Source organism: Gallibacterium faecale (assembly GCF_027920745.1).
GTDB lineage: Bacteria > Pseudomonadota > Gammaproteobacteria > Enterobacterales > Pasteurellaceae > Gallibacterium > Gallibacterium faecale.
Genome location: NZ_JAQIBB010000063.1, coordinates 1 through 25,888, shown reverse-complemented (window position 1 = coordinate 25,888; position 25,888 = coordinate 1). Strand labels below are relative to the sequence as shown.

Annotated in this window: 22 protein-coding genes and 2 pseudogenes; 9 read left to right on the top strand and 15 right to left on the bottom strand. The window is 37.8% G+C overall.

The genetic code is table 11. The features are described from left to right. Positions 1-29 precede the first annotated feature (29 nt). The 14 genes from glpE to recA all read right to left on the bottom strand — a co-directional run bounded on the left by glpE (position 30) and on the right by recA (position 10,568). Positions 30-362 (bottom strand): thiosulfate sulfurtransferase GlpE, encoded by a 333-nt coding sequence (glpE, locus tag PF272_RS07015; protein WP_065238683.1) that lies wholly within the window; start codon positions 360-362, stop codon positions 30-32. Between the two features lie 63 nt (positions 363-425). Next, positions 426-722, bottom strand: a complete 297-nt coding sequence (locus PF272_RS07010; RefSeq protein WP_271142196.1) for a DUF5374 domain-containing protein — start codon at positions 720-722, stop codon at positions 426-428. Further along, positions 712-1,368: a DUF2572 family protein gene (locus tag PF272_RS07005; protein WP_271142195.1), complete on the bottom strand. Its 657-nt coding sequence runs from the start codon at positions 1,366-1,368 to the stop codon at positions 712-714. The genes PF272_RS07010 and PF272_RS07005 overlap by 11 nt, the downstream gene beginning before the upstream one ends. Further along, positions 1,365-2,108 carry a Type II secretory pathway, component PulJ gene (locus PF272_RS07000; protein WP_271142194.1) on the bottom strand — a complete coding sequence of 248 codons (744 nt, stop codon included), beginning with the start codon at positions 2,106-2,108 and terminating at the stop codon, positions 1,365-1,367. Before PF272_RS07000 ends, PF272_RS07005 begins: the two co-directional genes overlap by 4 nt. Next, entirely contained in the window at positions 2,065-2,604 is a 540-nt protein-coding gene (locus PF272_RS06995; RefSeq protein WP_271142193.1) for a pilus assembly FimT family protein, read from the bottom strand. Before PF272_RS06995 ends, PF272_RS07000 begins: the two co-directional genes overlap by 44 nt. Positions 2,605-2,733: 129 nt before the next feature. Next, positions 2,734-3,198 carry a ClpXP protease specificity-enhancing factor gene (locus PF272_RS06990; protein ID WP_271142192.1) on the bottom strand — a complete coding sequence of 155 codons (465 nt, stop codon included), beginning with the start codon at positions 3,196-3,198 and terminating at the stop codon, positions 2,734-2,736. A gap of 9 nt (positions 3,199-3,207) precedes the next feature. Then, entirely contained in the window at positions 3,208-3,846 is a 639-nt protein-coding gene (gene sspA, locus PF272_RS06985) for a stringent starvation protein SspA (RefSeq protein WP_271142191.1), read from the bottom strand. A 110-nt stretch (positions 3,847-3,956) separates the two neighbouring features. Beyond that, complete coding sequence (locus PF272_RS06980) at positions 3,957-4,928, bottom strand: sigma 54-interacting transcriptional regulator (protein WP_197494376.1); 972 nt, start codon at positions 4,926-4,928, stop codon at positions 3,957-3,959. A gap of 687 nt (positions 4,929-5,615) precedes the next feature. Next, positions 5,616-6,293, bottom strand: coding sequence for a pyrimidine 5'-nucleotidase (yjjG, locus tag PF272_RS06975; protein ID WP_271142190.1), 678 nt, complete (start codon positions 6,291-6,293; stop codon positions 5,616-5,618). Further along, positions 6,283-7,224: a tRNA dihydrouridine(16) synthase DusC gene (gene dusC, locus PF272_RS06970; protein WP_271142189.1), complete on the bottom strand. Its 942-nt coding sequence runs from the start codon at positions 7,222-7,224 to the stop codon at positions 6,283-6,285. The genes yjjG and dusC overlap by 11 nt, the downstream gene beginning before the upstream one ends. After that, on the bottom strand, positions 7,215-7,826 hold the full coding sequence (locus PF272_RS06965) for a DUF2238 domain-containing protein (protein ID WP_271142188.1): 612 nt from the start codon (positions 7,824-7,826) through the stop codon (positions 7,215-7,217). The genes dusC and PF272_RS06965 overlap by 10 nt, the downstream gene beginning before the upstream one ends. Further along, the gene (gene djlA / locus PF272_RS06960; protein WP_271142187.1) at positions 7,826-8,698 is read right to left on the bottom strand and encodes a co-chaperone DjlA; all 873 of its coding nucleotides are present in this window, start codon (positions 8,696-8,698) and stop codon (positions 7,826-7,828) included. Before djlA ends, PF272_RS06965 begins: the two co-directional genes overlap by 1 nt. 214 nt (positions 8,699-8,912) lie before the next feature. Beyond that, on the bottom strand, positions 8,913-9,359 hold the full coding sequence (recX, locus tag PF272_RS06955) for a recombination regulator RecX (RefSeq protein ID WP_065237587.1): 447 nt from the start codon (positions 9,357-9,359) through the stop codon (positions 8,913-8,915). Positions 9,360-9,512: 153 nt separating this feature from the next. Then, positions 9,513-10,568, bottom strand: a complete 1,056-nt coding sequence (gene recA, locus PF272_RS06950) for a recombinase RecA (RefSeq protein ID WP_065233865.1) — start codon at positions 10,566-10,568, stop codon at positions 9,513-9,515. Positions 10,569-10,805: 237 nt separating this feature from the next. Here recA and mutS point away from each other — a divergent pair, with 237 nt between their 5' ends. The 4 genes and pseudogenes from mutS (at position 10,806) to PF272_RS06930 (ending at position 16,222) form a co-directional block, all read left to right on the top strand. Beyond that, positions 10,806-13,385: a DNA mismatch repair protein MutS gene (gene mutS / locus PF272_RS06945; protein WP_413789433.1), complete on the top strand. Its 2,580-nt coding sequence runs from the start codon at positions 10,806-10,808 to the stop codon at positions 13,383-13,385. Positions 13,386-13,406: 21 nt separating this feature from the next. Next, positions 13,407-14,408, top strand: a complete 1,002-nt coding sequence (argF, locus tag PF272_RS06940; protein ID WP_271142185.1) for an ornithine carbamoyltransferase — start codon at positions 13,407-13,409, stop codon at positions 14,406-14,408. A gap of 47 nt (positions 14,409-14,455) precedes the next feature. Next, on the top strand, positions 14,456-14,845 hold the full coding sequence (locus PF272_RS06935) for a RidA family protein (protein WP_271142184.1): 390 nt from the start codon (positions 14,456-14,458) through the stop codon (positions 14,843-14,845). Positions 14,846-15,065: 220 nt separating this feature from the next. Beyond that, a pseudogene (locus PF272_RS06930) lies at positions 15,066-16,222 on the top strand (iron-containing alcohol dehydrogenase). Positions 16,223-16,295: 73 nt separating this feature from the next. On the opposite strand, the gene nagE reads toward PF272_RS06930, so the two are convergent. Then, positions 16,296-17,768, bottom strand: a complete 1,473-nt coding sequence (gene nagE, locus PF272_RS06925; protein ID WP_271142182.1) for an N-acetylglucosamine-specific PTS transporter subunit IIBC — start codon at positions 17,766-17,768, stop codon at positions 16,296-16,298. Between the two features lie 490 nt (positions 17,769-18,258). On the opposite strand from nagE, the gene PF272_RS06920 reads away from it, so the two are divergent. The 5 genes and pseudogenes from PF272_RS06920 to PF272_RS06900 form a co-directional block, all read left to right on the top strand. Beyond that, entirely contained in the window at positions 18,259-20,619 is a 2,361-nt protein-coding gene (locus PF272_RS06920) for an N-6 DNA methylase (protein ID WP_271142181.1), read from the top strand. A gap of 5 nt (positions 20,620-20,624) precedes the next feature. Further along, positions 20,625-21,557, top strand: coding sequence for a restriction endonuclease subunit S (locus PF272_RS06915; RefSeq protein ID WP_271142180.1), 933 nt, complete (start codon positions 20,625-20,627; stop codon positions 21,555-21,557). Between the two features lie 33 nt (positions 21,558-21,590). Further along, positions 21,591-21,938, top strand: coding sequence for a restriction endonuclease subunit S (locus tag PF272_RS06910; protein WP_333781492.1), 348 nt, complete (start codon positions 21,591-21,593; stop codon positions 21,936-21,938). Beyond that, a complete protein-coding gene (gene rhuM / locus PF272_RS06905; RefSeq protein ID WP_271142179.1) occupies positions 21,931-22,989 on the top strand; it encodes a RhuM family protein in 1,059 nt (352 codons plus the stop codon). The genes PF272_RS06910 and rhuM overlap by 8 nt, the downstream gene beginning before the upstream one ends. A gap of 12 nt (positions 22,990-23,001) precedes the next feature. Then, positions 23,002-25,888, top strand: a pseudogene (locus PF272_RS06900) (type I restriction endonuclease subunit R); the annotation flags it as partial.

The window sequence follows — 25,888 nt, the reverse complement described above, 5'->3', positions numbered from 1 at the left end:
CATTGAAATAGTGCTTTTTATTGGATTCTTTATTCTATTAATCCTGACTCAACGGGGAGATCTGCTTTTACCCAAGCATCAAAACCACCTCGTATGCTATACACTTCGTCAAATCCTTGCTCGACTAAAAACTGAGCAACATTACGACTACTATTACCGTGATAACAGATCACCACAATAGGCTGATCAAAATCATAACGCTGACAAAATTCACCATAACTTTGATTGGTCAAATGAAAAGCTTGTATTGGATGGCTATAAGCAAAACGCTGGATATCACGTACATCCACTAAAGCAGCTGATCGCTGTTGCATTAATTGCCATGCTTCATTTGCATCAATTTCTTTAAATGTTTCTGACATAACCCTTTTCCCTCTCGATAAATTGACGCTTCATTATACTGATCTCTGCCAAAAACTATAGTACTAACCTCGAACACGTATTTCACCTAAAGGATATTGCACAGTAATAAAATCTGCCTCACAACGAATTAAAAAATGAACTCCATTTTGCACTATTTGTGATTCACAAGATTGTTCTAATAGACGCAATGTTTGTTGATTCTCTGCGATCTGTAAGGCTTGAGTGACTTGCCATAATTGGGCATTTTGCTGCTGTTGTTGATTAAGCCAAGTTTGCCCTAACAGTAATATTGTTGATAGCACACTTAAAGCAACTAACACGCTTAACAATGTGTGTCCTCTTACGAAATTAGAAATCATGCCAACCACCCTCGGCAATTTCCCAGTAGGAAAATTGTTCTACTATCTTTTGTACAATATTGGCATCAAAATCTATCGTAATCTGTTCTCCCATTATAATCGGTTGATCACTAATCACTGTACCAATAATCTTACCAGCCCCCGTAATGGTTAAAGGCGCATTACTAATTACTACACCATAAAGATTTCCCGTTAAATACCAGGTCATTGGTTGATCGATTATCCAGAGTTTAGGCATACGCTTCATAGTATAAATAGGTTCTGCATAAACTTGATGAGCAGGAAATTCATACTTAGGATTCAGATATTGTCCTCTTGGAGAATTTTCTGCCTGTGTTGGTGTTTGTAAGAACAGAGAGTTTTTTTCACAATCGATATAATGATTCAATACTAAATGCCTATCAGCAACATGCAAAGTTTCGGTAAATTTTTTCCCACTGGGTGGCTCGCCTTGGCATAAACTTTCTCGTTGTTGGCGATACTGTTGCCATAAACGCCCTTGTAAATCTAAATAGTGATTTCTCACTATCACTCCCCGTTGGGAAAACAGTAAACTATCTTGTATTAACCACAACAACAATAAACTCAGACTTGTCAATAACAATAAGGTAAATAAGCTAATATTCCCTGATTCTGCAGTTCTCATTCCTTTACCTCATTAAGTAACGGAATCAATGTTGTTGCTTGATAGGTTATCTTAGGCTGTTCCCGTAAACTGACAGTAAGCCCTATACTTAAACCTCGCTGCTTCTCTAACCAGCGAATAGCAAGATCTTGTACTATATAACGCTGTTCATCTAAAACTTTTGTCCATCCTCGACTATAACAACTTGGATTATTTAAATGTTGCTGACAACTTATTGCACTACAATGTTGAGGTATTGTGTCTTCAAACATAAATAACATTTCTAATTGTTTTGCATTAATCCGATAACCGAACAGCTCTTTTTGTACATCCTTAGTTTGATTTATACCATTTGCTACACAACCCTGATTTTGCGAAGTCCCTATGCAACCATCTCGATTTATATCATAAAAAAACATCACACATTGATAGCTGTCCTGCTTAGGTAAATTTAACGTTAAACTACGTTTTTGATATTGGAATAAAGAGAGATTATTTTGCGATAATGGAGCATGATATCCTGTTCGCCGAATATCCTTACTCATTAGCTGTAATGCTTGATGTACAGTTTGTTGTAACTGCAATCGTTGCTGCTGTTGCTCAGAGTAACGATAAAGATAAACTACCCAATGTGAAAATAAGATAATCAAAAGACTTGTTATCGCTAATCCAATTAATAGCTCGGGTAATGTTGTCCCCAGTAAAAACATTGGTGTTTTACGATTGATATTGCAAACAGGCACTGGTTGAACTCTGCTCATCAATTTTCACTCCACCTACTCCACTATACTTAAATACAAGCTGTTTATGATCTGATTGCAATAGGAAACAAGCATTACGCATCGTGTGTCGAGTATGGTTAAAAAAGGTGATTGCCTGTGGATAATACTGCTTAGTAATTAATCTAATTTTTGCTGTTGATTGTGGGAAATAGACTAACTTTGTATCTTGGGAACAACTCGATAGACGCAAACAATCACAAAGATCCGCACTTTTTTCTTTAGCAATTTGTGCAATTAAACACCATTTTTGCCGATCATTCGAAACACTGGCATATAAACCCCAATTAGAATCAGAGTTATTAACACGTTGTTGTACCTGCAATAAAAACTGTTGTAAACTCCATTGTTCAAGATGAAATCTAAGTTGTGTATGCAGATATTGCCAACTTGGCACCGCAAATAAACTCAATAGTGCAATAATCGACATCACCGTCAGCACTTCTATTACCGTTAGCCCTGCATAATATCGCTGCATAATATTTTCTCCTTATAGACCAAGAGAAAATAATCAGAAATTCACTTTAAATTAATTATTTGATAGTGAGATTGTGAGGAGGATCGAGAAAATAAAAAATGCCGTCATTAAATACGGCATCATTTACAATTAATCTAGAATTCGTAGGTGAGGTGTTTTCTTTGCTGGATTTTTCGCTTTTTCTTGCTCACTTTTGGCTTTTTTAGGGGTATCTACCACATCTTGAAAACCGATAGGTTGTTCAGTATCCAGCCGCTCAATATCGTAGGCATCCTCTGGCTCAAACATAACTCCATCGCCATTTTCCCGCGCATAGATTGCCATAGCAGCACCTAATGGAATCACAATGTGGCGAATCACACCTTGAAATCTTGCACTAAACAGAATTTTTTCATTCCCTAATGATAAGTTTCCTACCGCATTTGGTGATAAGTTCAACACAATTTGCCCATCACGTACATATTCAACTGGCACTTCGACTTCTGGATAATTTGCATCCACAACCAGATAAGGAGTTAAATCATTATCAACCAACCAATCAAAATAAGCGCGTAATAAATAGGGGCGTTTTGGAGTTTGTGTTGTTATCGCCATAATCAATCCTTATTTATCATCCATAATATTAAGTGCTGCACTATTTCCTAGTGATTTGGCAAAGCTATCACGAGAAAAGACCTTATTCATATAGCCTTTCAACGCTTTACTTCCTGCGCCAGTAAATTCAATGCCTAATAATTGTAATTGCCAGAATAGCGGTGCTAAATAACAATCGACTAAACTAAATTCATCACTCATAAAATAGGTATATTGTGAAAAGACTGGTGCAACGGCAAGTAACTCTTCTTTAAGTTGCTTACGTGCTGCAGCACATTCAGGGTGATTTTCATCTTTCGCTTTCGCAAAGAGTGGATACCAGTCATTTTCAATACGTTGCATTAATAAACGACATTGTGCTCTTGCTACAGGATAAGCTGGCATCAATGGTGGATGAGGAAAACGCTCATCAAGGTATTCCATAATAATACGCGAATTAAAAAGGACTAATCCACGATCAACTAAAGTTGGTAAACTGCCGGTTGGATTGAGTTCTAATAAATCTTCAGAAATTTCGCCTGCTTCGATATTTTCAGTTTCATAGGCTACGCCTTTTTCGGCTAAAACTATTTTGACCTGATGGCTATAAATATCATTTTTATCTGAAAAAAGGGTCATTATTGAACGTCTATTCGCTGCTACCGTCATTTATTCCTCCGCTAATTATGGGTTAATGCCAGCTACCCAGAAAACTATACAAAAAATTTGACCGTCTATTCTAGCATATTTTGTCATCATACTGTTATAGCTAATTTAGACTACTTAGTGATTCCATACTGGCGTAGCTTATTGGCAACAGCGGTATGAGAAATACCTAAATGCTGTGCTAATTTTCTCGTACTCGGATATTCTGCATAAAATTTTTGCAAAATCGCTGCTTCAAAACTGCCCAACATCTCATCTAATGTTGCCCCATCAAACTGCTCCAAATTAAAATGACTAATCACTCTATCTTGTAAATGCAATCCTGCTGGTGTCAACTTTCCATTCTCCACTAAAGAACAAGCTCGGTATAAAGCATTATATAATTCTCGTACATTTCCACCCCAGCTATACTTCTGTAAGAACGCAATAAACTCATCTGAATAGTGCGGCAAAGGTATGCCTAATTGAGCTGCAATTTGTTTGACAAATAACGCCACTAAATCCGGAATATCCTCTTTACGTTCCCGCAATGGTGGTATGTTCAGAGTTAAAACATTTAAGCGGTGATAAAGATCTTCTCGCAACACACCTTGTTCAACATACGTTGACAATGGTTCTTGGGTTGTGCAGATGACTCTCACATTGACATAATGCTCCTGTTCTTCCCCTACCCGCCGAAACGTTCCATCATGTAAAAAACGTAACAATTTCGCCTGCATTGGTAGTGAAAGTTCTGCAATATTATCCAATAACACGGTACCCTGATTTGCATATTCAAAAAAGCCAATACTTTTTCGTTCAGCAGAATGATAACCAAACATTTCCGCTTCTGTATCCTCGGGCGGTAATCCTGCACAATTCACCGCGATAAACTTTTCATCGCGGCGATTACTAAAATAGTGACACGCTTTCGCAATAAACTCTTTCCCGGTACCTGTTTCGCCTTGAATTAATAATGGTGCATCAGAAAATGCAAATTTTTTCGCTAATTCCACCAATTCCGCCATCTTACGACTTTTCGTCACTACTTCATCAAAAGTATTACTGTGATACGCATTAAATTGTTGTGGATCGATACGCAACATTTCAAAAGATTGCAAGGTGACAACACTACCAATAACGCTTTGCTCACCTTCTTTAAACTTAAGTGGTAATAAATCAAGACGCCAATGCTGATCATCTAATTGAATATTTTGTGAGAGTGAAACTGGGGAAGGGTGCTGTTTAGCTTGTCGTAAAAAAGTTTGATACCAATCTGCCTGTTGTAAAAATGGGAGTGCATCAACTAATAAATAATCTTGTAATGTCTTTGCCTTAGGCTTCTTCTCTTGCAAATAGGGTAACAATAACTTTCGAGCAGGTTGGTTAGCAAAGTCAATCTTGCCATTTAAATTAATTGATAAAATTGGATGCGGTAGGGCTTCAAATAATGCATTTAACTCAATCGCTTTACGCTCATAAGGCAGATAATCTAAGCATGAAACTGTACTGACTCCATCAATATCTTGTAATTTATCTATTAAATAATTCACTTGGAATTGTTCTATTTTCTCAATCTTTAGATAAATCACCCCATTTTGATCTATTTTTTTTAACTCAATCCCCCCAAGATTGATATGCTCTTTTGCTAATAAATCTAAAACTTCTTTTGCGACACCAATTCGATCAATACAAGAAATTGCAAAACGCATCTCTTACCTCCTCACAATTTTCTATACTGGCGCTATCATACCTTGAGCCTGTACAGAAATAAAGACAGCGTAAAGATAAGTTTACGAATTTTCAACAATCACAGGTAATAAATCTGCAATACGTGGGATCTGGTATGTTGGTTTAATCTCAGTTAAATTCTCACGCCCATGATCAAGCCAACACGTATCTAACCCCGCATTATTGCCACCTAAAATATCAGATTCTAAAGTATCTCCTACCACTAATACTTGCTTCGTATCTTGAGGATTGGCTAGCTCTAAAGCGTGTTGGAAAAATTGTGGATTAGGTTTAGAAACCCCGATTTCTTCAGAAACAACAACAAACTCAAAATAATCATTTAATCCTGTTTTTTTCAGACGTAATTGCTGCATTGCGGTAAAACCGTTAGTAATAATCGCCAATTTAGCCTGATCTTTTAGCTGTTGTAATAAATCCACAACGCCATCTAATGGTCGGCAAACTTCCGCCATAGACAATAAAAAGCCATGATTGAGTTCCGCAGGATCAACTGATAATCGCTTGCCCCAAGCAGAAAAACGACTCTCTTGTAATGTTTTAGCATCAATTTTACCATCCTGATACGCAACCCAAAGAGGCTTATTAAGTTGTTGATATTGATTAAAATCTTCTTGGGTAAAATCAACATTATACTGTGCAAATAATTGTCTTAATCCAGCAAATGAATCAAAAGAAAAAAGTGTTTCATCTGCATCAAATAAAATCCAGTTATATTTCATTCTCTCTACTCAACATCCATTGCAATTCTTCACTAGTTGAACAACCTTTTATCTTCTCAAATAAGAGGTCTGCCTCTTGATATGATTTAAGTAAGAATCTTAGCCACTGCTTAATTCTTGCAACATGATAAAATCCGCTATCCCACTGATTTTCCACCTGACTATAATGATGCAATAGCTTCAATATATGATGCCAAGCCACAGGCTCTGCTTGATGTTTAATCACTTCGCTTAAATTTGGGATCTGTAATGCACCACGCGCAACCATTAAATCTTCACACCCTGTTACCGCTAAACACGTTTGTGCATCTTGCCAACTAAATATCTCACCATTAGCAATCACTGGGATCGACAAAAAACGGCGAATCTCACCAATTTTTTCCCAATCAATTCGATCAGCGCGATAACCATCCATTTTTGTTCGACCATGCACGGAAATTTCATTTGCTCCACCTTGCTGTACGGCATCAGCAATATCTAATGCAAAAGTTTTCTCTTCCCAACCTAATCTCACTTTAACACTTAATATCTGTTCTGAACCAATCGCAGCTCGAATCGCTTTGGTTGCTTGATAGATCAGCTCTGGCTGTTTTAATAAACTTGCTCCACCACAACTACCATTTACGGTTTTAGATGGACATCCACAATTTAAATCAATGCCATGTGATCCCAATGAAATAGCTAAATTAGCATTTTCTGCAAGCCATTCAGGAAATTGTCCTAATAGTTGTACTCTAACTGGCGTGCCGCTATCTGTATAACCTTGTTGTTGTAATTCAGGACAAAGCCGATAATAGACTTTCTTCGGTAAGCATTGATTAACCACACGTACAAACTCTGAAACACAGAGATCATAACTATTAAAAGCAGTTAATAATTGGCGCATAAAAGGATCTAATACGCCCTGCATTGGAGCAAGAATTATGCGCATCTTTTATCCGGTCGATAACAATAAAATAAAATCAATGCAGTAATTGCGCCTAGTGTATCTGCCAACATATCTTTTTGTGCATCCCAAATATCACCTTGTGATCCTAAGAAAGCAATCCCTGCTTCACCACCTTCTCGTACCGCATATTGCCATTCAATAATTTCATATGCCGCAGCAATACTCATAATAGAAAATAAGCCAAATAACCCTGCGGTCACTACATTCGCCCTGCATTTTCTAATTAATAATTCGGCAATCGGGAAGCTATAAAAACCAATGATATAATGCGCTACACGATCAAAATGGTTACGCCCTTCACCTAACCATCCTGATAATAATTCACTTCCCCATGCAAAAGGTACATGCTCAAAGGTGTAGTGTGCACCAATGGTATGCAGAATTAGCCAACCACTCATCAAAATATACGCAAATACGCTAAATTGGAATTTAGGATAAGTAATAATCAACAGCATAAATACCGCAATAACAGGTACCATTTCTGCGATCCAGACATCTTGCGAATAAGGTTCAATAAATGACCAAATCATTAATCCAGCGATAAAGATTGCTAAAATTATTGGTGAGGTGGATGACAATTTCATTATTTTTTCCAGCCTTTCACTTTACAGATCAAATCATACGCAGCTTGAATTTGTTGGGCTTTTTCTTTTGCCATTTCCATCATTTCTTCTGGCAACCCTTTAGCTACTAATTTATCTGGGTGGTGTTCATTCATTAACTTACGATAAGCACGCTTTACGACTTCACGTTCATCATTTGCTGATACACCCAATACACGATAAGCATCTTCTAAAGTTGGTCCAGAAGAGCTTTGTCTTGTGCCTTGATAGCCACCAGAGTGTTGTTGATAGCCTTGTTGTTGGTATTGTTGATATTGATAGTAAAAACCACCACCTTGAGAGAATTGGCGAGCTGCATAAATCATTGCTAACATCTGCTCGAATTGGATAGAAGAATAGCCAAGTTCTTCCGCCACAATAAATAAAATTTCTTTCTCATTTGGATGGAGTTCTTCATCACTTAATGCCACTTGAATTTGAATTTCCAAGAACATACGCAATAAATCTCTGCGTTGTCCACACCCTACTCTAAATTCACGAATGGCTTGACGAATTGGGAAATTGGCTGCTTTACCACGATTAAAAGCATCTTGAGCAATTTGACGCTGTTCATGGCTAAGTTGCATACGATCCATAATCGCCGTCGCTAACTGAATGTCTTCTGTTGTAACCCGCCCTTTTGCTTTACTTAAATGTCCCATCACCGCAAACGTTGTTTGCATAAATAGTGATTGACGAGAAACCTTTTTCCCAAATAGAGAAGAGCCTACATTACCTAACTCATATAATTTTTTATCTGCTAAATGGCCCAAAAAGCAACCAAAAATAGCACCGAAAAAACCACCAAATTTGAATCCGACAATAACACCTATTAATTTACCGATAAAATTCATAATTTTCCTTTTTTCGCAAGGTCAAGAAGTTGGATATTCTACTCCACAATCTATTTTCGTGGAATGGAATCACAAGTAAGATTTCTGATTACAATAATTAAATCTTATTAACTGATAAAAATGGAATTCATTGTATTTGAAGAAAATTAGATATTTTATAGTAATTATTTTTGCTCGCTATTCTAAGCTCTAAGCCACAAATGATATATGATTTCTAATCATACCCCTTAAATAAAGAGGATATTTCTTCTTGATTAAAACCACGAGAATAGAGATATCGCCACATTTTTTGTTTTATTTTTAAATCTTGGATCTCTGCATAATCAGGAAATTTCTTACTTAATACTTGTTCTGCTAAGGCAAACCAATCAATTTCACTTTGAGCTAATACGTGCTGAAAAACCTCATTTTGGATCCCTTTTTGTTGCATTTCCTGTTTAATCCGCTGTAATCCATAACCTCTTTGTACTCTAGAAAGTAAAAAATGTTCACAAAAGCGAAAATCATTTTGCCAATTATTGGCTTGACATTTTTCAATGACATCTTCAATTTCTTGTTCTGAAAAAGCTTTAGCCTGTAACTTACAACGTAATTCATATTCACTGTAATCACGAATAGCCAATAATTTAAGCACATAAGCAAGCGCGAGATTAGTATTCATAACAACTAAAAATTAAGATAAGAGGTTACTTTGGTGAGAGTTGCTTCCTATCTGGAAGATCAAACATAGAGATCAATTAGATAGGAAGCTGATTTCTTTATATTAACAAATATTAAAAATGACTTATTCTGATCCTTTATCAACAAGAACAAATTATTCACTGAAATCCAGTGCATCATCGTCTTGTTTATCTGCTTCATCTGCCACTAACAGTTGATCTGGATTAGACAGTAATTCTTCACGTAATTTACGTTCTAACTCATTAGCCACTTCAGGGTGTTCCGCAAGCCATTTCATTGCATTAGTACGGCCTTGGCCAATTTTCTCATCATTAATTGAATACCAAGCGCCTGATTTATTCACTAATTTATGTTTTACCCCAAGTTCAATTAATTCACCCGTTTTCGAAATGCCTTCTCCATATAAAATTTGGAATTCAGCTTGTCTAAATGGTGCAGCAACTTTATTTTTCACCACTTTAACACGAGTTTCGCTACCAATAACTTCATCACCATCTGTGATAGAACCTGTACGGCGAATATCTAAACGAACAGAAGCATAGAATTTTAACGCATTCCCCCCTGTCGTTGTTTCTGGGTTACCAAACATAACACCAATTTTCATTCGAATTTGGTTAATAAAGACGACTAAACAGTTTGCAGATTTAATATGGCCTGTTAATTTACGTAACGCTTGTGACATTAAACGTGCTTGTAACCCCATATGAGAGTCACCCATATCACCTTCAATTTCTGCTTTTGGCGTTAATGCCGCAACAGAGTCAATAATAATGACATCAACCGCACCAGAACGTACTAATGCATCACAAATTTCTAAGGCTTGTTCCCCATGATCAGGCTGAGAAACCAATAACGACTGCACATCAACACCTAGTTTAGAGGCATAAATTGGATCTAATGCGTGTTCAGCATCAATAAACGCACAGGTTTTACCTTGTTTCTGTGCTTGTGCAATCACCGATAAGGTTAGTGTGGTTTTACCAGACGATTCTGGTCCAAAGATTTCAACAATACGTCCCATTGGTAATCCACCAATACCTAATGCCACATCAAGGCCTAATGAACCAGTGGAAATTGCTTCAACATCTAGCGTTTGTGTATCACCAAGACGCATAATTGAACCTTTACCAAATTGTTTTTCAATTTGTCCTAATGCTGCCGCAAGAGCTTTTTCTTTTTCTTCATTCATTCCAAAATCTTTCATTTTCATCGCCTTTGTTATCATTGAAGGGAAATAAATTGTTGGTTATTATACTGTATAATTATACAGTATCAAGTGTTTTATAATTCTACTGATCAAAAATGCGATCCTACTTCCAAATTCTTCGGATTACACGCTAAATCGATTAATCTCACATTCCTTACCTTTCGATTTCTGCCGTCATCTTTTATACTATCTGTCGCAATCAAGCAAGGATAAATAATGATGAATTTAGATAGTGATCTTTCCTCTTACACCCCAATGATGCAGCAATATTTACAAATAAAAGCAGAATATCCTGATATTTTGCTGTTTTATCGGATGGGGGATTTTTATGAACTCTTTTTTAACGATGCTAAACGTGCTTCCGAATTATTAGATATTTCATTGACTAAGCGTGGTAGATCAGCAGGTGAACCAATCCCAATGGCGGGTGTACCTTACCACGCCGTTGAAGGCTATTTGGCAAAATTAGTTCAATTAGGCGAATCTGTTGCGATTTGTGAACAAATTGGCGATCCAGCCACCACAAAAGGTCCAGTAGAAAGGCAGATTGTACGCATTGTTACTCCGGGCACAGTCAGCGATGAAGCACTACTACCCGAACGTCAAGACAATCACATTGCTTGTCTGTATCAAGAAAAAAAGATTTTTGGTTTAGCTACACTTGATATGACCTCAGGGCGTTTTCAAATCAGTGAGCATCATAATGAAGCCAGTATCACCGCTGAATTGCAACGTATTCAACCTGTTGAAATTTTATACCCTGAAGACTTTGCATCTATGCCATTATTGCAGCAATATAAAGGGTTACGTCGCCGTCCTAACTGGGAATTTGAGTTAGTCACTGCAATTAAACTCTTAAATAAACAATTTGGTACTCAAGATTTAAAAGGTTTTGGTGTTGAAAAAGCGTTAGTTGCATTATGTGCTGCAGGCTGTTTATTACAATATGCAAAAGAAACGCAACGTACCGCATTACCTCATATCAATGCTATCTCTTTAGCACAAGAAAGTGACTTTATTATTATTGATGTCGCTTCACGCCGTAATTTAGAGCTAACGCAAAATTTAGCGGGTGGTACAGAAAATACCTTAGCAGCCGTGCTTGATTATTGTAGCACTCCGATGGGAAGCCGTTTATTAAAGCGTTGGATACATCAACCTTTACGCCAACGTGAGCAACTGTTAAAACGCCAAAATGCAGTAAAACAACTGCTAGCAACTGATGTATATACAGAGCTTAAACCGCTGCTTCAACAACTTGGTGATATGGAACGTATTCTCGCTCGAGTCGCATTGCGTTCGGCTCGACCACGTGATCTCACCCGTTTACGTCATGGTTTAGCACAAATCCCTAACATTCTTGCTTTATTACACCAGCAAAGTCAGGGGCAATTTGATTTATTGCTATCTCAAATAAAAGATTTTGCTGAACTATACCAATTACTTCAACGTGCAATTATTGAAACTCCTCCTTTACTTATCCGTGATGGAGGCGTGATTGCACCAGGTTATAATGCAGAACTCGATGAATGGCGAGACTTAGCGACAGGTGCTACTCAATTTTTAGAAAATCTAGAAGCCAGAGAACGTCAAGCAACCGGGATTGATTCACTCAAAATTGGTTTTAACGCTGTGCATGGCTACTATATCCAAATTAGTCGTGGTCAAGCGGAAAAAGCGCCGGCACATTATACGCGCCGCCAAACCTTAAAAAATGCGGAACGTTTTATCATTCCAGAATTAAAAAACTACGAAGATAAAGTGTTAAAAGCCCAAGGAGCAGCGCTTGCACTGGAAAAACAACTGTATGAAGAGTTATTTGATCTGCTACTTCCGCATTTAGCAGATCTACAATTAACCAGTTTAGCTTTGGCAGAACTAGATGTCTTAACAAACTTGGCTGAACGAGCCGAAACATTAAATTATGTTGCACCAACATTTAGCGATCATATTGAAATCAATATTCAAGGTGGGCGTCATCCAGTAGTAGAAACTGTACTGCAACAACCTTTTATTGCTAATCCATTACAGCTTAACCAGCAACGCCATCTCTTGATTATCACTGGGCCAAATATGGGAGGGAAAAGTACCTATATGCGTCAAACAGCCTTAATTACTTTGATGGCATACATAGGTAGTTTTGTACCTGCTGACAGCGCAATTATTGGTCCGATTGATCGTATTTTTACTCGAATTGGCGCGTCTGATGACTTAGCTTCTGGACGTTCTACCTTTATGGTTGAGATGAGCGAAATGGCAAATATTCTGCACCAAGCAACCCCGAAAAGTTTGGTGTTAATTGATGAAATTGGTCGAGGAACATCCACTTATGATGGTTTATCTTTGGCTTGGGCTTGTGCTGAATGGTTGGCAACCCAATTACGTTCATTAACACTTTTTGCCACCCACTATTTTGAATTAACCGCATTACCAGAACAATTAACTGGTTGTATTAATATTCACCTTGACGCCAAAGAACATGGTGATACGATTGCATTTATGCATTCGGTGCAAGAGGGAGCAGCAAGCAAAAGTTATGGCCTTGCTGTTGCACAATTAGCAGGAGTACCTCGTCCTGTTATCCAACTTGCAAAACAAAAATTAAAACAATTAGAAACCCTGTCGATCCAGTATTCTCAAACACATCGACAAGCAGAATTAGATTTCTCACCAGAGCCAGAAACCGATGCACGAACCGAAGCTATTTTGCAAAAATTAGCTAGCTTAGATCCTGACGATTTAACGCCAAAGCAAGCACTTGCCGCGTTATATCAATTAAAACAGATACAGCAATCATAACCACAATATTAGGGAGTTTTTATGCCAGTCAATTTACGCCAACGTCATTTTTTACGTTTATTAGATTTCACCCCGCAAGAAATCCAATTTCTGCTTGATCTTGCGGCAGAACTCAAAAAAGCCAAATATGCTGGTACAGAACAACCTCGCTTAGAAGGAAAAAATATTGCTTTAATCTTTGAAAAAACATCAACACGTACTCGTTGTGCCTTTGAGGTTAGTGCATTTGATCAAGGCGCTAATGTTTCTTATATTGGGCCTAGCGGTTCGCAAATTGGCCATAAAGAGAGTATGAAAGATACCGCTCGTGTACTAGGTAGAATGTATGATGCAATTCAATACCGTGGTTATGGTCAGGAATTAGTGGAAACATTAGCTACCTACTCAGGTGTTCCAGTTTGGAATGGGCTTACTGATGAATTTCATCCAACACAAATTTTGGCAGATTTCTTAACTATGTTAGAACACGGTAAAGGTAAACGCTTGGATCAAATGAAACTCGCTTATCTAGGTGATGCACGTAATAATATGGGAAATTCTTTTGTTGAAGGTGCCGCTTTGATGGGGCTAGATCTACGCCTTGTTGCACCAAAACAGTTTTTCCCTGAGCAAAAACTATTAGATGAAGTTGCTGAGATCGCTAAACAAACCGGCGCCAAAATTACCTGTACCGAAGATATTGCGGCTGGCGTAAAAGATGTCGATTTCATTTACACTGATATTTGGGTGTCTATGGGTGAGCCTGAAAGTGCTTGGGCAGAACGGATTGAATTAATGAAACCGTATCAAGTAAACGCAGAATTAATGAAATTAACTGGTAACCCGAATGTGAAATTTATGCACTGTTTACCGTCTTTCCATGATGAACATACAACGGTAGGTAAAGAGATTGCCGCTAAATATGGTCTAAAAGGTTTGGAAGTCACCGATGAGGTATTTGAATCATCTGCTTCTATTGTTTTTGATGAAGCTGAAAATCGTATGCATACCATTAAAGCAGTTATGGTTGCTACCCTTGCTTAATCAGTTACATTAGCTATAACTTACTTTTAATTTTATAAGGAATTACAATGACAAAAATCATTCATACAGAAAAAGCACCTGCAGCAATTGGCCCTTATGTACAAGCTGTTGATTTAGGCAATTTAGTATTAACTTCTGGACAAATTCCAGTAAATCCAGCAACAGGAGAAGTTCCTAGTGATATCGTTGCTCAAGCACGTCAATCATTAGAAAACATTAAAGCAATCGTTGAACAAGCTGGTTTACATGTTGCTGATATTGTAAAAACTACTGTTTTTGTGAAAGATCTCAACCAATTTGCCGTAGTTAATGCAGAATATGAACGTTTCTTTAAAGAAAATAATCATCCAAACTTTCCTGCACGCTCTTGTGTAGAAGTCGCTCGTTTACCTAAAGATGTCGGTATCGAAATTGAAGCAATTGCGGTGAGAAAATAATTTTTCTTACCTTGCTGTTAAATGCTTTCCTCTGTTTAGGAAAGCATTTTTATTTGAAACTAAAAGTGTGGATATTTTGTTTTTTCTTACAACAACAGCTTTTTATTAAGGCAAGGAAAAAGTTGAAATGTTTAGTGATTTTAAGCCAACAACCTTCAACCCTACATAGATGAGAAAATGTCCTAGCACTAAAATAATTATTCAATCAAAAGGAGTGTTTATGAACAATTTTACGCTTCACTTACCAACAAAAGTATTATTTGGTAAAGGTCAAATCGCTGCAATCAAACAACAAATTCCCAATGGCGCAAAAATCCTAATGACCTATGGTGGTGGAAGTATTAAAAAGAATGGTGTCTATCAACAAGTTACCCAAGCATTACAAGATTTTGAAGTCGTCGAATTTTCAGGAATTGAACCAAACCCTCAATTTGCGACTTTAATGAAAGCCGTTACACTTGCTAGACAAGAAAAAGTAACATTTTTACTTGCAGTAGGTGGCGGTTCTGTTTTAGATGGAACAAAATTTATTGCGGCAGCGATTAATCATCAAGGCGATGAGTGGGAAATCGTTAAAAGTCATGGACAAGTGATTACTCAAGCATTACCAATTGGGGCAATCCTTACTTTACCTGCAACTGGTTCTGAAATGAACGGTAATGCGGTGGTCAGTCGTAAAGAAACCCAAGATAAACTTGGTTTCTTCTCCCCATATGTTAAACCGCAATTTTCTGTATTAGATCCAACAACAACGTATTCATTACCAACCAGACAAACAGCGAATGGTGTAGTGGATGCGTTTGTGCATACCTTCGAACAATATATGACATATCCTGTTAATGCAAAAGTACAAGATCGTTTTGCTGAAGCAGTCTTTTCTACTTTAATTGAAGAAGGTCCAAAAGCGTTAGCAGAGCCTGAAAATTACGATGTCAGAGCGAATATTATGTGGGCAGCAACTATGGCATTGAATGGAATCTTAGGTGTAGGTGTACCACAAGACTGGGCATCTCATGCGATTGGTCATGAGCTAACTGCACAATACGGGCTTGATCACGGTCAAACCTTAGCGATTGTTGTGCCTGCGATTATGTGGCATCAACGTGAATCTAAAAAAGAAAAACTCGTTCAATTTGCCCAACGCGTTTGGCATTATCAAGGTAATGACCAAACTGAAGGCGTAAAAATTGCCATTGCAAAAACACGTGCGTTCTTTGAACAAATGGGAACACCAACACGCTTATCAGCTATGGTATTGATGACAGTCAATTCCCAATTGTATTGAAAAAATTAGCAGAACATCGTCCAGAACCTTTTGGTGAACGTCAAAATATTGATATTACTGCTGCTGAAGAAATCTTACATTTAGCACTGTAATTTATTATCTAACATAAAAAACACCTTATTGGCTAACAAACCAATAAGGTGTTTTATATCAATTAGTATCTTCTTACAGTTTCTTCATCTCATCAGCAACCAATTCTGCTTCAGGACCAAGAATTACTTGTAACGCATTATCTCCCAATTTGATATTACCTTTTGAGCCTAATGCTTTAAGTTTATTTTCATCAATCTTTGAACGATCTACTAAAATTAAACGTAAACGTGTGATACAAGCATCAATTTCTTTGATATTTGCCTTACCACCAAGTGCAGCAACGAAACCTTGTGCGCGAGCTTTTTTCGCTTCTGCACTCACTTGAGGTTCTGCAGATTTTGAAACTGTCGCATCATCTTTTTCATCATCTCGACCAGGAGTTTTTAAGTTAAAGGCTTTAATCGCAATACGGAATAACGCATAGTAAACACCGGCAAAGACCACACCTTGTACAATTAACATATACCATTGTGTTGCTAATGGGTTCCGTGAAGAAAGTACAAGGTCAACTAAACCTGCACTAAATCCGAATCCTGCAATCCAATGTAAGCTTGCTGCAATGAACACCGAAATCCCTGTTAATAGTGCGTGGATTAAATAAAGCACTGGTGCAACAAACATAAATGAGAATTCAAGTGGTTCAGTTACGCCTGTAAAGAATGATGATAATGCCGCAGCAAACATGATAGAGCCAACCATAGCCTTTTTAGCTGGTTTAGCACTATGGTAAATCGCTAAAGCCGCTGCTGGTAAACCGAACATCATCACAGGGAAGAAACCAGCTTGATACATTCCTGTTTGACCAAGAATCGCTTTTCCTTCTGCAAGTGATTTCGCTCCACCTAAGAAGTTAGGAATATCATTAATACCCGCTACATCAAACCAGAATACAGAGTTAAGCGCATGGTGTAAGCCAACTGGAATTAATAAACGGTTAAAGAAGGCGTAAATACCTGCACCAACCGCACCTAACCCTTGAATTGACTCACCAAAACTAACAAGTCCATTAAAGATCACTGGCCAAACATAAAGTAAAATGAATGACACCAAAATCATCACAAAAGAAACAATAATTGGTACTAAACGTTTACCACTAAAGAAAGATAACGCTTGATGTAATTCAACTTGAGCAAAACGGTTATAAAGTTCCGCTGAAATAATACCAACTAAAATTCCGATAAATTGGTTATTAATTTTACCGAATGCTGCTGGTACCTGATCAACTGGAATACCTTGTAATTGTGAAACTGCACCAGGAGAAAGTAATGTTGTAACTACAAGATAGCCCACTAAACCAGATAACGCCGCTGAACCATGTTTATCTTTTGATAATCCAAAGGCAACACCCACAGCAAAAAGCAATGACATATTATCGATAATTGCTGCACCTGACTTAATCAATAATGAAGCTAAAGCACTGTTACTACCCCAACCATCTGGGTCAATCCAATAACCAATCCCCATTAAAATTGCAGCGGCTGGTAATGCTGCCACAGGCACCATTAACGCACGCCCTATTTTTTGTAAATAAGTAAGAGTACTCATAATGAAATCCTTACATGTTGTGTTGGATAGGAGGGAAGCTAATATTTATTAACCAACAAGCAGTATAAAAAGTAAAAAACAACAAGTAAACTAAAGTTTTCTCGAACTGTGATAAATATCACTTTATTTTTTTAAATTATTGAAGCGATACTTCACAAAAAGTAAAATAAAATCTTTTTAAAACAATAAAAAAATCCCTTTTATCTCAAATAGATAAAAAGGATTCTGCATAAATTAATCAATACCTTAGATTGACTATACTCTCTATTTAACACTTCTCCACCACTTCTCTTGTACCGTTGCTGCTTCACTTAAATGATAAGTTTGTCCAATCTTAGGGGTAATAATAGGAAATGGTACTCTCAAAATTGAGATAAATTTTGTTGTGAATATTGATGTGTCAATATTTCTTGATGCTTTTCCTTTTTCCCTAGTGAGTTAATGTGTAAAATTATTATTTTTGTGAATACTTAAAGAATTTGAATTTATTATGAACCATGTAGCCCACAATAAACTGATTTCTTTTATTTGGAGCATTGCCGATGATTGCCTACGAGATGTGTATGTTCGTGGTAAATATCGTGATGTCATTTTACCAATGTTTGTGTTGCGACGCTTAGATGCTTTGTTGGAACATAGCAAAGATAAAGTATTGCAAGAAGTCCGTTTTCAAACAGAAGAGATGAAACTGGCAGAATTGGATGATGCCGCACTGTATGAAGCCAGTGGCTATGTATTTTACAACACGTCTAAATGGACAATGCAATCGCTATACAACACGGCTACCAATAATTCGCAAATTTTACTGACAAACTTTGAAGCCTATCTCAACGGCTTTAGTATGAATGTCAAAGAAATTATTGATTGCTTTAAGCTACGGGAGCAAATCCGCCATATGGCAAACAAAGGTGTTTTGCTGGATGTGGTAGAAAAATTTGTTTCCCCATATATCAATCTCACCCCGGAAGAAAAATCTGACCCTGAGGGCAATATGTTGCCCGCCTTGACCAATTTAGGCATGGGCTATGTATTTGAAGAGCTTATCCGCAAATTCAATGAAGAAAACAACGAAGAAGCGGGCGAGCATTTTACTCCACGTGAAGTAATTGAACTCATGACGCATTTGGTGTTTGACCCAATTAAAGAACAACTGCCGGCGGTGCTGACAATTTATGACCCTGCCTGTGGTAGTGGTGGCATGCTCACCGAATCGGAAAAATTCATCCAAGAAAAATATCCGCAAGCCAACCGCAGTTTTTATCTGTATGGCAAGGAAATCAATGATGAAACCTATGCCATCTGTAAATCCGATATGATGATTAAGGGCAACGACCCTGCCAATATCCGTGTAGGCTCAACCTTAACCAGCGATGAATTTGCCGGCACACATTTTGACTTTATGCTTACCAATCCGCCATATGGCAAAAGCTGGAGTAGCGAAGAAAAATACATCAAAGACGGTAAAGACATTATTGACCGTCGTTTTGAAGTTACCCTCCCCGACTATTGGGGCAACATGGAAACTGTACCTGCCATACCACGCACCAGTGATGGGCAATTATTATTCTTGATGGAAATGATTAGCAAGATGAAAGATCCCAAGAATAGTGCCTTAGGCAGTCGCATTGCTTCTGTACATAACGGTTCTGCTTTATTTACAGGTGATGCAGGTGGTGGTGAGAGCAACATCCGCCGTTATATTATTGAAAACGACTGGCTGGAAGCCATTATCCAACTGCCGAACAACCTGTTTTACAACACGGGCATCACCACCTATATTTGGGTTCTTTCTAACAACAAAGCACCGCACCGTCAAGGCAAGGTACAGCTGATTGATGCCAATTTACTCTACCGCAAACTGCGTAAAAACTTAGGGGATAAAAACTGCGAGTTTTCCCCTGAAAATATTGCCGAAATCACCCAAACCTATCTTGACTTTACCGCCATTGACCGCCAAACCGACAGCGAACATAACCCAATCGGTATTGCCAGCCAAATTTTTGACAACCAAGACTTTGGCTATTACAAAGTGACTATTGAACGCCCCGACCGCCGTCGCGCCCAATTTAGCGAAACTGCCATAGCCCCGTTGCGTTTTGACAAAAAACTCGGTGAGATGATGCAAGCCATTTATGCTGAACACGGCGATCAAGTCTATCAACAAGGCTACCTGAAAACCCAAGAAAAATCACTTTTTGCCGAACTGGAAAAACAAGGATTTAGCCTAAATGCTAAAGACAAAGCAAATCTTAGCAACCTCGAATTTTGGCAAAAATCACAAACCCTGCACCAACACGCACAACGCTTAATGGCTGAAATCGGTACCGATGAATTTAAGAACTTCAATCGGTTCAAAAAACAAGTGGACAACGCCTGCAAAACTTTACAAATCAAACTCTCTGCCAGCGAAAAAAACGCTATCCTCTCTGCTGTGAGTGAATACGACGAAACTGCCGAAAAAGTCATTAAAAAGAAAGAAAAATTGACAGATAGCCAACTTAACGCTTTACTAAACCATTTGGGCTGCGAAGAAAAAGAATTGCCTGATTTTGGTTACTACCCGACCGCAAAACAGGGCGAATACCTTACCTATGAAAGTAGCAGCGAACTGCGTGATAACGAAAGCGTACCACTCAAAGACAACATCCACCGCTACTTTTTAGCTGAAGTCAAACCCCACATTGATGAGGCGTGGATCAACCTTGATAGCGTGAAAATTGGCTATGAAATCAGCTTTAACAAATATTTTTACCAACACAAACCTCTGCGGAGTCTTGCAGAAGTCGCCAGCGATATTTTGGCATTGGAAGCAAAAGCCGATGGATTAATGGCGGAGATATTGGGGAAGTAAGTCTTATGGAAACAATCAACCACAATAAACTAAATACTTACCCACGCTACCTGAAATATAAAGACAGCGGTATTGATTGGATTGGTGAAATTCCTGAACATTGGAGTACAGGAAAAGGATTTACTATTTTCAAAGAAAAGAAAGTTCCAAATAACGGTTTAAAGGTGTCTCAGGTTTTATCTTTAAGTTATGGAAAAATTATAGTCAAACCAGAAGATAAATTATTTGGGTTGGTTCCAGAATCTTTCGAAACTTATCAAATTGTTGAACCAGATGATATCATTATCCGCTGTACAGATTTACAAAATGACAAAACAAGTTTACGTACAGGTATTTCTTTTAATCATGGAATTATTACCAGTGCTTATTTAAATTTGTGTGTAAATAATCCCTATCATCCCAAATATTTTCATGCTTTACTACATGCGTTTGATGTTTGTAAAGCAATTTATAAATATGGTTCTGGATTAAGGCAAAATTTAAGTTTTGTTGATTTTAAACATTTATTGTTACCTATCCCCCCACTTGCCGAGCAACAGCAAATTGCCGATTTTTTGGATAGCAAAACAGCTTTGATTGATGAAGCGATTGGCTTAAAGCAACAGCAAATTGACAAACTCAAAGAATATAAACAAATCACCATTCAGACGGCAGTAACCCGAGGTTTGAACCCTAATGCACCGATGAAAGACAGCGGTATTGATTGGATTGGAGAAATTCCGGAGCATTGGGAGGTATCGAAACTTGGTCAATGTTTATTTCCCATTTCAATAAAAAATCACCCTAAATTACCTTTGTTGTCTATTACTCGTGAGCAAGGTGTAATTAAAAGAGATATAGAAAATTTAGAGAGTAATCATAATTTTATTCCAGATGATTTGAGTAGTTATAAATTAATTAAAAAGGGACAATTTGGAATGAATAAAATGAAGGCTTGACAAGGCTCTTATGGTGTTTCTGATTACACTGGAATTGTTAGTCCAGCTTATTATATTTTTAATTTTATCAAAGAGATAAATGGATTATTTTTTCATTGGGCAATTCGTTCAAAAATATATATTTCCTTTTTTGGTAGTGCTTCTGATGGGGTTCGTATTGGACAATGGGATTTATCTAAAACTAGAATGAAAGAAATTCCTTTTATTATTCCCCCACTTGCCGAACAACAACAAATTGCCGACTATTTAGAGCAAAAATCTGCCGAAATTGATGCAACCATTGCCCACTATGAGCAACAAATTGACAAACTTAAAGAATATAAAACCGTGTTGATTCAGGCAGCGGTAACAGGTCAAATAGAGGTCAGCAACGATGGATAACTTTAAAAAAGATACAGCGATGACAAATGGAGATCATAACCTGATGCTTAGTGATAAAGGAACGCAATCTTTTATCCTTTACACTGCCCCTAATGGTCAGGTGCAGGTAGAAATTTATCTGCATGATGACACCGTTTGGGCGACACAACAGCAAATCGCTGAGCTGTTTGGCGTAAGTAAGTCTACGATAAGCGAACACCTAAAAAATATCTTTACTAGTAGTGAGTTAGATAGGGAGGCAACTGTTCGGAATTTCCGAACAGTTCAAAAAGAGGGCGATAGAATGGTTAATCGCCAACTGGAATATTACAACCTTGATGCCATTATTTCGGTCGGTTATCGCGTCAATTCCAGCAAAGCCACACAGTTTCGCATTTGGGCGACCCAAACCCTAAAAGAATACCTGATTAAAGGTTTTGTGCTTGATGATGACCGCTTAAAGCAAGCAAAGATGCTGTTTGGTAAAGATTATTTCCGTGAATTGTTGGAGCGGGTACGTTCAATCCGTGCCAGTGAACGGCGGATTTATCAGCAAATCACTGATATTTTTGCTGAATGTTGTACCGATTATGACCCAAAATCACAAGTAACACGTCAGTTTTATGCCATGGTGCAAAATAAATTTCATTTTGCTATTACGGGTAGTACGGCTGCGGAAATTGTTTACCATAAGGCAGATAGCACGAAAGATCATATGGGTTTAAACACATGGAAAAATGCCCCTAATGGCAGGATTTTGAAATTTGATACTACAGTGGCAAAAAATTATTTAAGCGAAAAGGAAATCAAACAGTTAGAGCGCACAATTAGCAGCTATTTTGACTATATTGAAGGGCTGATTGAGCGGGAAAACACTTTTACTATGATGCAATTTGCTGCAAGCGTGGATAAATTCCTGAGCTTTAATGAATATAAAATTTTAGGCGATTTAGGCAAAATCAGTCAGCAGCAAGCAGAAGCAAAAGCACATCAAGAATATGATAAATTCAATAAAACCCAAAAAATAGAGTCGGATTTTGATAAGGTCATCAAAAAATTAACCAAAAAATAAAGAGATTCCACTATGACGACAATAGCCAATGAAACCGAATTTGAACGCACTATCCAACGGGCATTAACCGGCACAACAATTGAGGCTACGTCTACCAATACGCTTGCCGAGCCTGCTGCCGCTTATGGTCAGAATCAGGGTTTTGTTCTCGGTTATCCGCAGGATTTTGATGCGAACTTGGCATTGGATAAACGATTGTTTTGGCAATTTTTAGAAAGTACGCAAGCGGAAACACTCAACAAAATTAAAAGCCGTTATAACGACTGGCAAGGCAAGATCGAGTATCAGTTTGATAAACTCATTAGTAAATACGGCATTTTATATATACTGAAAAAAGGTTTGAGTATTGATGAGTTGCATTTTTCTCTACTGTATCCTGCTCCACTTGCCAGCAGTGATACAAAAGTACATGAGCAGTTTGCACAGAATATTTTTAGCTGTATGCGTCAAGTGCAGTATTCATGCACCAATCCTCGAGAAGAGATTGATATGGTACTGTTTATTAACGGTATACCATTGATTACGCTGGAGTTGAAATATCTAAAAACAGGACAAACAGCGGCATTTCACGGACAAAAGCAGTACCGAGAGAATCGTGATGCCAATCAACCTTTATTAAAATTTGCCCGTTGTTTGGTGCATATGGCAGTCGATAGCGATGAAGCCTATATGACGACCAAATTAGCCGGGCAAAAATACGCTCTTCTTACCTTTTAACAAAGGTGATCAACATGGCAAAGGTAATCCACCGAATCCGAAAGGTTATAAAACCGCCTATTTATGGGAAGAGATTTTCAGTAAAGACAGTTTGGTAAATATTATTCAGCATTTTGTCCGTTTAGATGGCAAAAGTAGCGATAATCTGGCTCATAGAACATTATATTTTCCACGATATCATCAATTAGATGTGGTACGTCGGCTGATTGAGGATTGCAGTCGGCGTGGTGTGGGCAAAACTTATCTGATTCAACATTCAGCAGGTTCGGGTAAATCTAATGCCATTACTTGGTTGGCGTATCAACTGATTGAAACTTATCCTGCTAATGCACAGGCAGCAGGAAATAAAGCAATGGATATGCCGTTGTTTGATTCGGTAATTGTGGTGACAGATCGTCGGATTCTGGATAAGCAAATTAACGATAACATCAAGGCATTTTCTGAAGTCAAAAATATCATTACCCATGCCAATACATCTGGTGATTTAAGAACTGCTTTGGAAACGGGTAAAAAAATCATTATTTCAACCATCCAAAAATTTCCATTTATTGTGGAAGGCATCTCGGATTTAAGTGATAAGCGGTTTGCAGTGATTATTGATGAGGCACATAGCTCACAATCTGGAACAGCACATGATAATATGAACCGTGCGATGGGTGTTGAGGAGGAAACTGAAGAAGATATCCAAGATAAAATTTTACAGGTAATGCAGGCACGCAAAATGCGTCATAATGCCTCGTATTTTGCCTTTACTGCCACGCCTAAAAATACCACTTTGGAGCGTTTTGGTGAAAAGCAGGCAAATGGATCATTTAAACCTTTTCATTTGTACTCGATGAAACAGGCGATTGAAGAAGGTTTCATTCTTGATGTACTTGCCAATTACACCACTTACAAAAGTTATTACGAAATCAGCAAGTCTATCAAAGATAATCCATTGTTTAACCGTAAAAAAGCACAGAAAAAATTGCGTGCTTATGTGGAGCGTAATCAGCAAACTATTGACATCAAAGCTGAAATCATGCTTGAGCATTTTATGGACAGCGTGGTAAACCGCAAAAAGTTGCAAGGCAAAGCGAAAGGAATAATTGTTACGCAAAACATCGAAGCAGCTATTCGCTACTATCATGCCATCCATAAATTACTTGGCGAAAAAGGTACTCCATTTAAAGTTTTGATTGCTTTTTCCGGTGAAAAAACAGTGGACGGTATCAGCTACAGCGAAGCCGAAATGAATGGATTCGCTGAAGACAAAACCAAAGAACACTTTGACAGCGATGAGTACCGCTTATTAGTTGTTGCCAATAAATATTTGACAGGCTTTGACCAGCCGAAATTAACCGCCATGTATGTGGATAAGAAATTGGCAGGTGTCTTGTTTGTACAGACCCTATCACGGTTAAACCGTAGTGCACCCAAATTGGGTAAAAAGACCGAAGACCTTTTCGTATTGGACTTTTTTAATACGACCGACGATATCAAGCAAGCCTTTGAACCATTTTATACCGCCACTTCTTTAGAAAAGGCTACAGATGTGCAAGTGCTTAATGAGCTTAAAGAACAGCTGGACGAAGTTGGTGTTTATGAATGGCAGGAAGTTACCGAGTTTAATACTCGCTTTTTCAATAATCAAAATGCCGAAAGCCTTAATCCTTTAATTGACATAGCCGCTACTCGTTTTAATAAGGATTTATCCTTGTCAGAAGAGGAAAAGGTAAATTTTAAAGTGAAAGCCAAACAGTTTGTAAAAATTTATGGACAGATGGCGGCGATTTTATCGTTCGAGAATATTGTCTGGGAGCAATTATTTTGGTTTTTAAAATTTCTTATTCCTAAACTCAATGTTAAAAATACAGAAAACGAATCCTTAGATGAGTTATTAGAATCTGTGGATTTAAATACCTACGGTTTGCAACGCACCAAACTTAATGTACAGATCGAATTAGATGATGAAGAAGGCAGTTTAGCACCGCAAAACCCTAATCCACGTAATGGTCATGACGATGGTGATAAAGATCCGTTAGATGAGATTATCGCCGCTTTCAACCAGCGTTGGTTTGAAGGTTGGAGTGCTACACCGGAAGAACAACGAATAAAATTTGAAAGTATCGTGAATAGCGTTCGTCAACACCCTGATTATAAAAATATCTATCAAAAAACTGATGATCCACATCATAAGGCA

What these genes read in the sequence shown, in the direction of transcription:
- glpE (WP_065238683.1), bottom strand. Translation starts at nt 362, where the DNA reads ATGTCAGAAACATTTAAAGAAATTGATGCAAATGAAGCATGGCAATTA.
- PF272_RS07010 (WP_271142196.1), bottom strand. Translation starts at nt 722, where the DNA reads ATGATTTCTAATTTCGTAAGAGGACACACATTGTTAAGCGTGTTAGTT.
- PF272_RS07005 (WP_271142195.1), bottom strand. Translation starts at nt 1,368, where the DNA reads ATGAGAACTGCAGAATCAGGGAATATTAGCTTATTTACCTTATTGTTA.
- PF272_RS07000 (WP_271142194.1), bottom strand. Translation starts at nt 2,108, where the DNA reads ATGAGCAGAGTTCAACCAGTGCCTGTTTGCAATATCAATCGTAAAACA.
- PF272_RS06995 (WP_271142193.1), bottom strand. Translation starts at nt 2,604, where the DNA reads ATGCAGCGATATTATGCAGGGCTAACGGTAATAGAAGTGCTGACGGTG.
- PF272_RS06990 (WP_271142192.1), bottom strand. Translation starts at nt 3,198, where the DNA reads ATGGCGATAACAACACAAACTCCAAAACGCCCCTATTTATTACGCGCT.
- sspA (WP_271142191.1), bottom strand. Translation starts at nt 3,846, where the DNA reads ATGACGGTAGCAGCGAATAGACGTTCAATAATGACCCTTTTTTCAGAT.
- PF272_RS06980 (WP_197494376.1), bottom strand. Translation starts at nt 4,928, where the DNA reads ATGTTGCGTATCGATCCACAACAATTTAATGCGTATCACAGTAATACT.
- yjjG (WP_271142190.1), bottom strand. Translation starts at nt 6,293, where the DNA reads ATGAAATATAACTGGATTTTATTTGATGCAGATGAAACACTTTTTTCT.
- dusC (WP_271142189.1), bottom strand. Translation starts at nt 7,224, where the DNA reads ATGCGCATAATTCTTGCTCCAATGCAGGGCGTATTAGATCCTTTTATG.
- PF272_RS06965 (WP_271142188.1), bottom strand. Translation starts at nt 7,826, where the DNA reads ATGAAATTGTCATCCACCTCACCAATAATTTTAGCAATCTTTATCGCT.
- djlA (WP_271142187.1), bottom strand. Translation starts at nt 8,698, where the DNA reads ATGAATTTTATCGGTAAATTAATAGGTGTTATTGTCGGATTCAAATTT.
- recX (WP_065237587.1), bottom strand. Translation starts at nt 9,359, where the DNA reads ATGAATACTAATCTCGCGCTTGCTTATGTGCTTAAATTATTGGCTATT.
- recA (WP_065233865.1), bottom strand. Translation starts at nt 10,568, where the DNA reads ATGAATGAAGAAAAAGAAAAAGCTCTTGCGGCAGCATTAGGACAAATT.
- mutS (WP_413789433.1), top strand. Translation starts at nt 10,806, where the DNA reads ATGAATTTAGATAGTGATCTTTCCTCTTACACCCCAATGATGCAGCAA.
- argF (WP_271142185.1), top strand. Translation starts at nt 13,407, where the DNA reads ATGCCAGTCAATTTACGCCAACGTCATTTTTTACGTTTATTAGATTTC.
- PF272_RS06935 (WP_271142184.1), top strand. Translation starts at nt 14,456, where the DNA reads ATGACAAAAATCATTCATACAGAAAAAGCACCTGCAGCAATTGGCCCT.
- nagE (WP_271142182.1), bottom strand. Translation starts at nt 17,768, where the DNA reads ATGAGTACTCTTACTTATTTACAAAAAATAGGGCGTGCGTTAATGGTG.
- PF272_RS06920 (WP_271142181.1), top strand. Translation starts at nt 18,259, where the DNA reads ATGAACCATGTAGCCCACAATAAACTGATTTCTTTTATTTGGAGCATT.
- PF272_RS06915 (WP_271142180.1), top strand. Translation starts at nt 20,625, where the DNA reads ATGGAAACAATCAACCACAATAAACTAAATACTTACCCACGCTACCTG.
- rhuM (WP_271142179.1), top strand. Translation starts at nt 21,931, where the DNA reads ATGGATAACTTTAAAAAAGATACAGCGATGACAAATGGAGATCATAAC.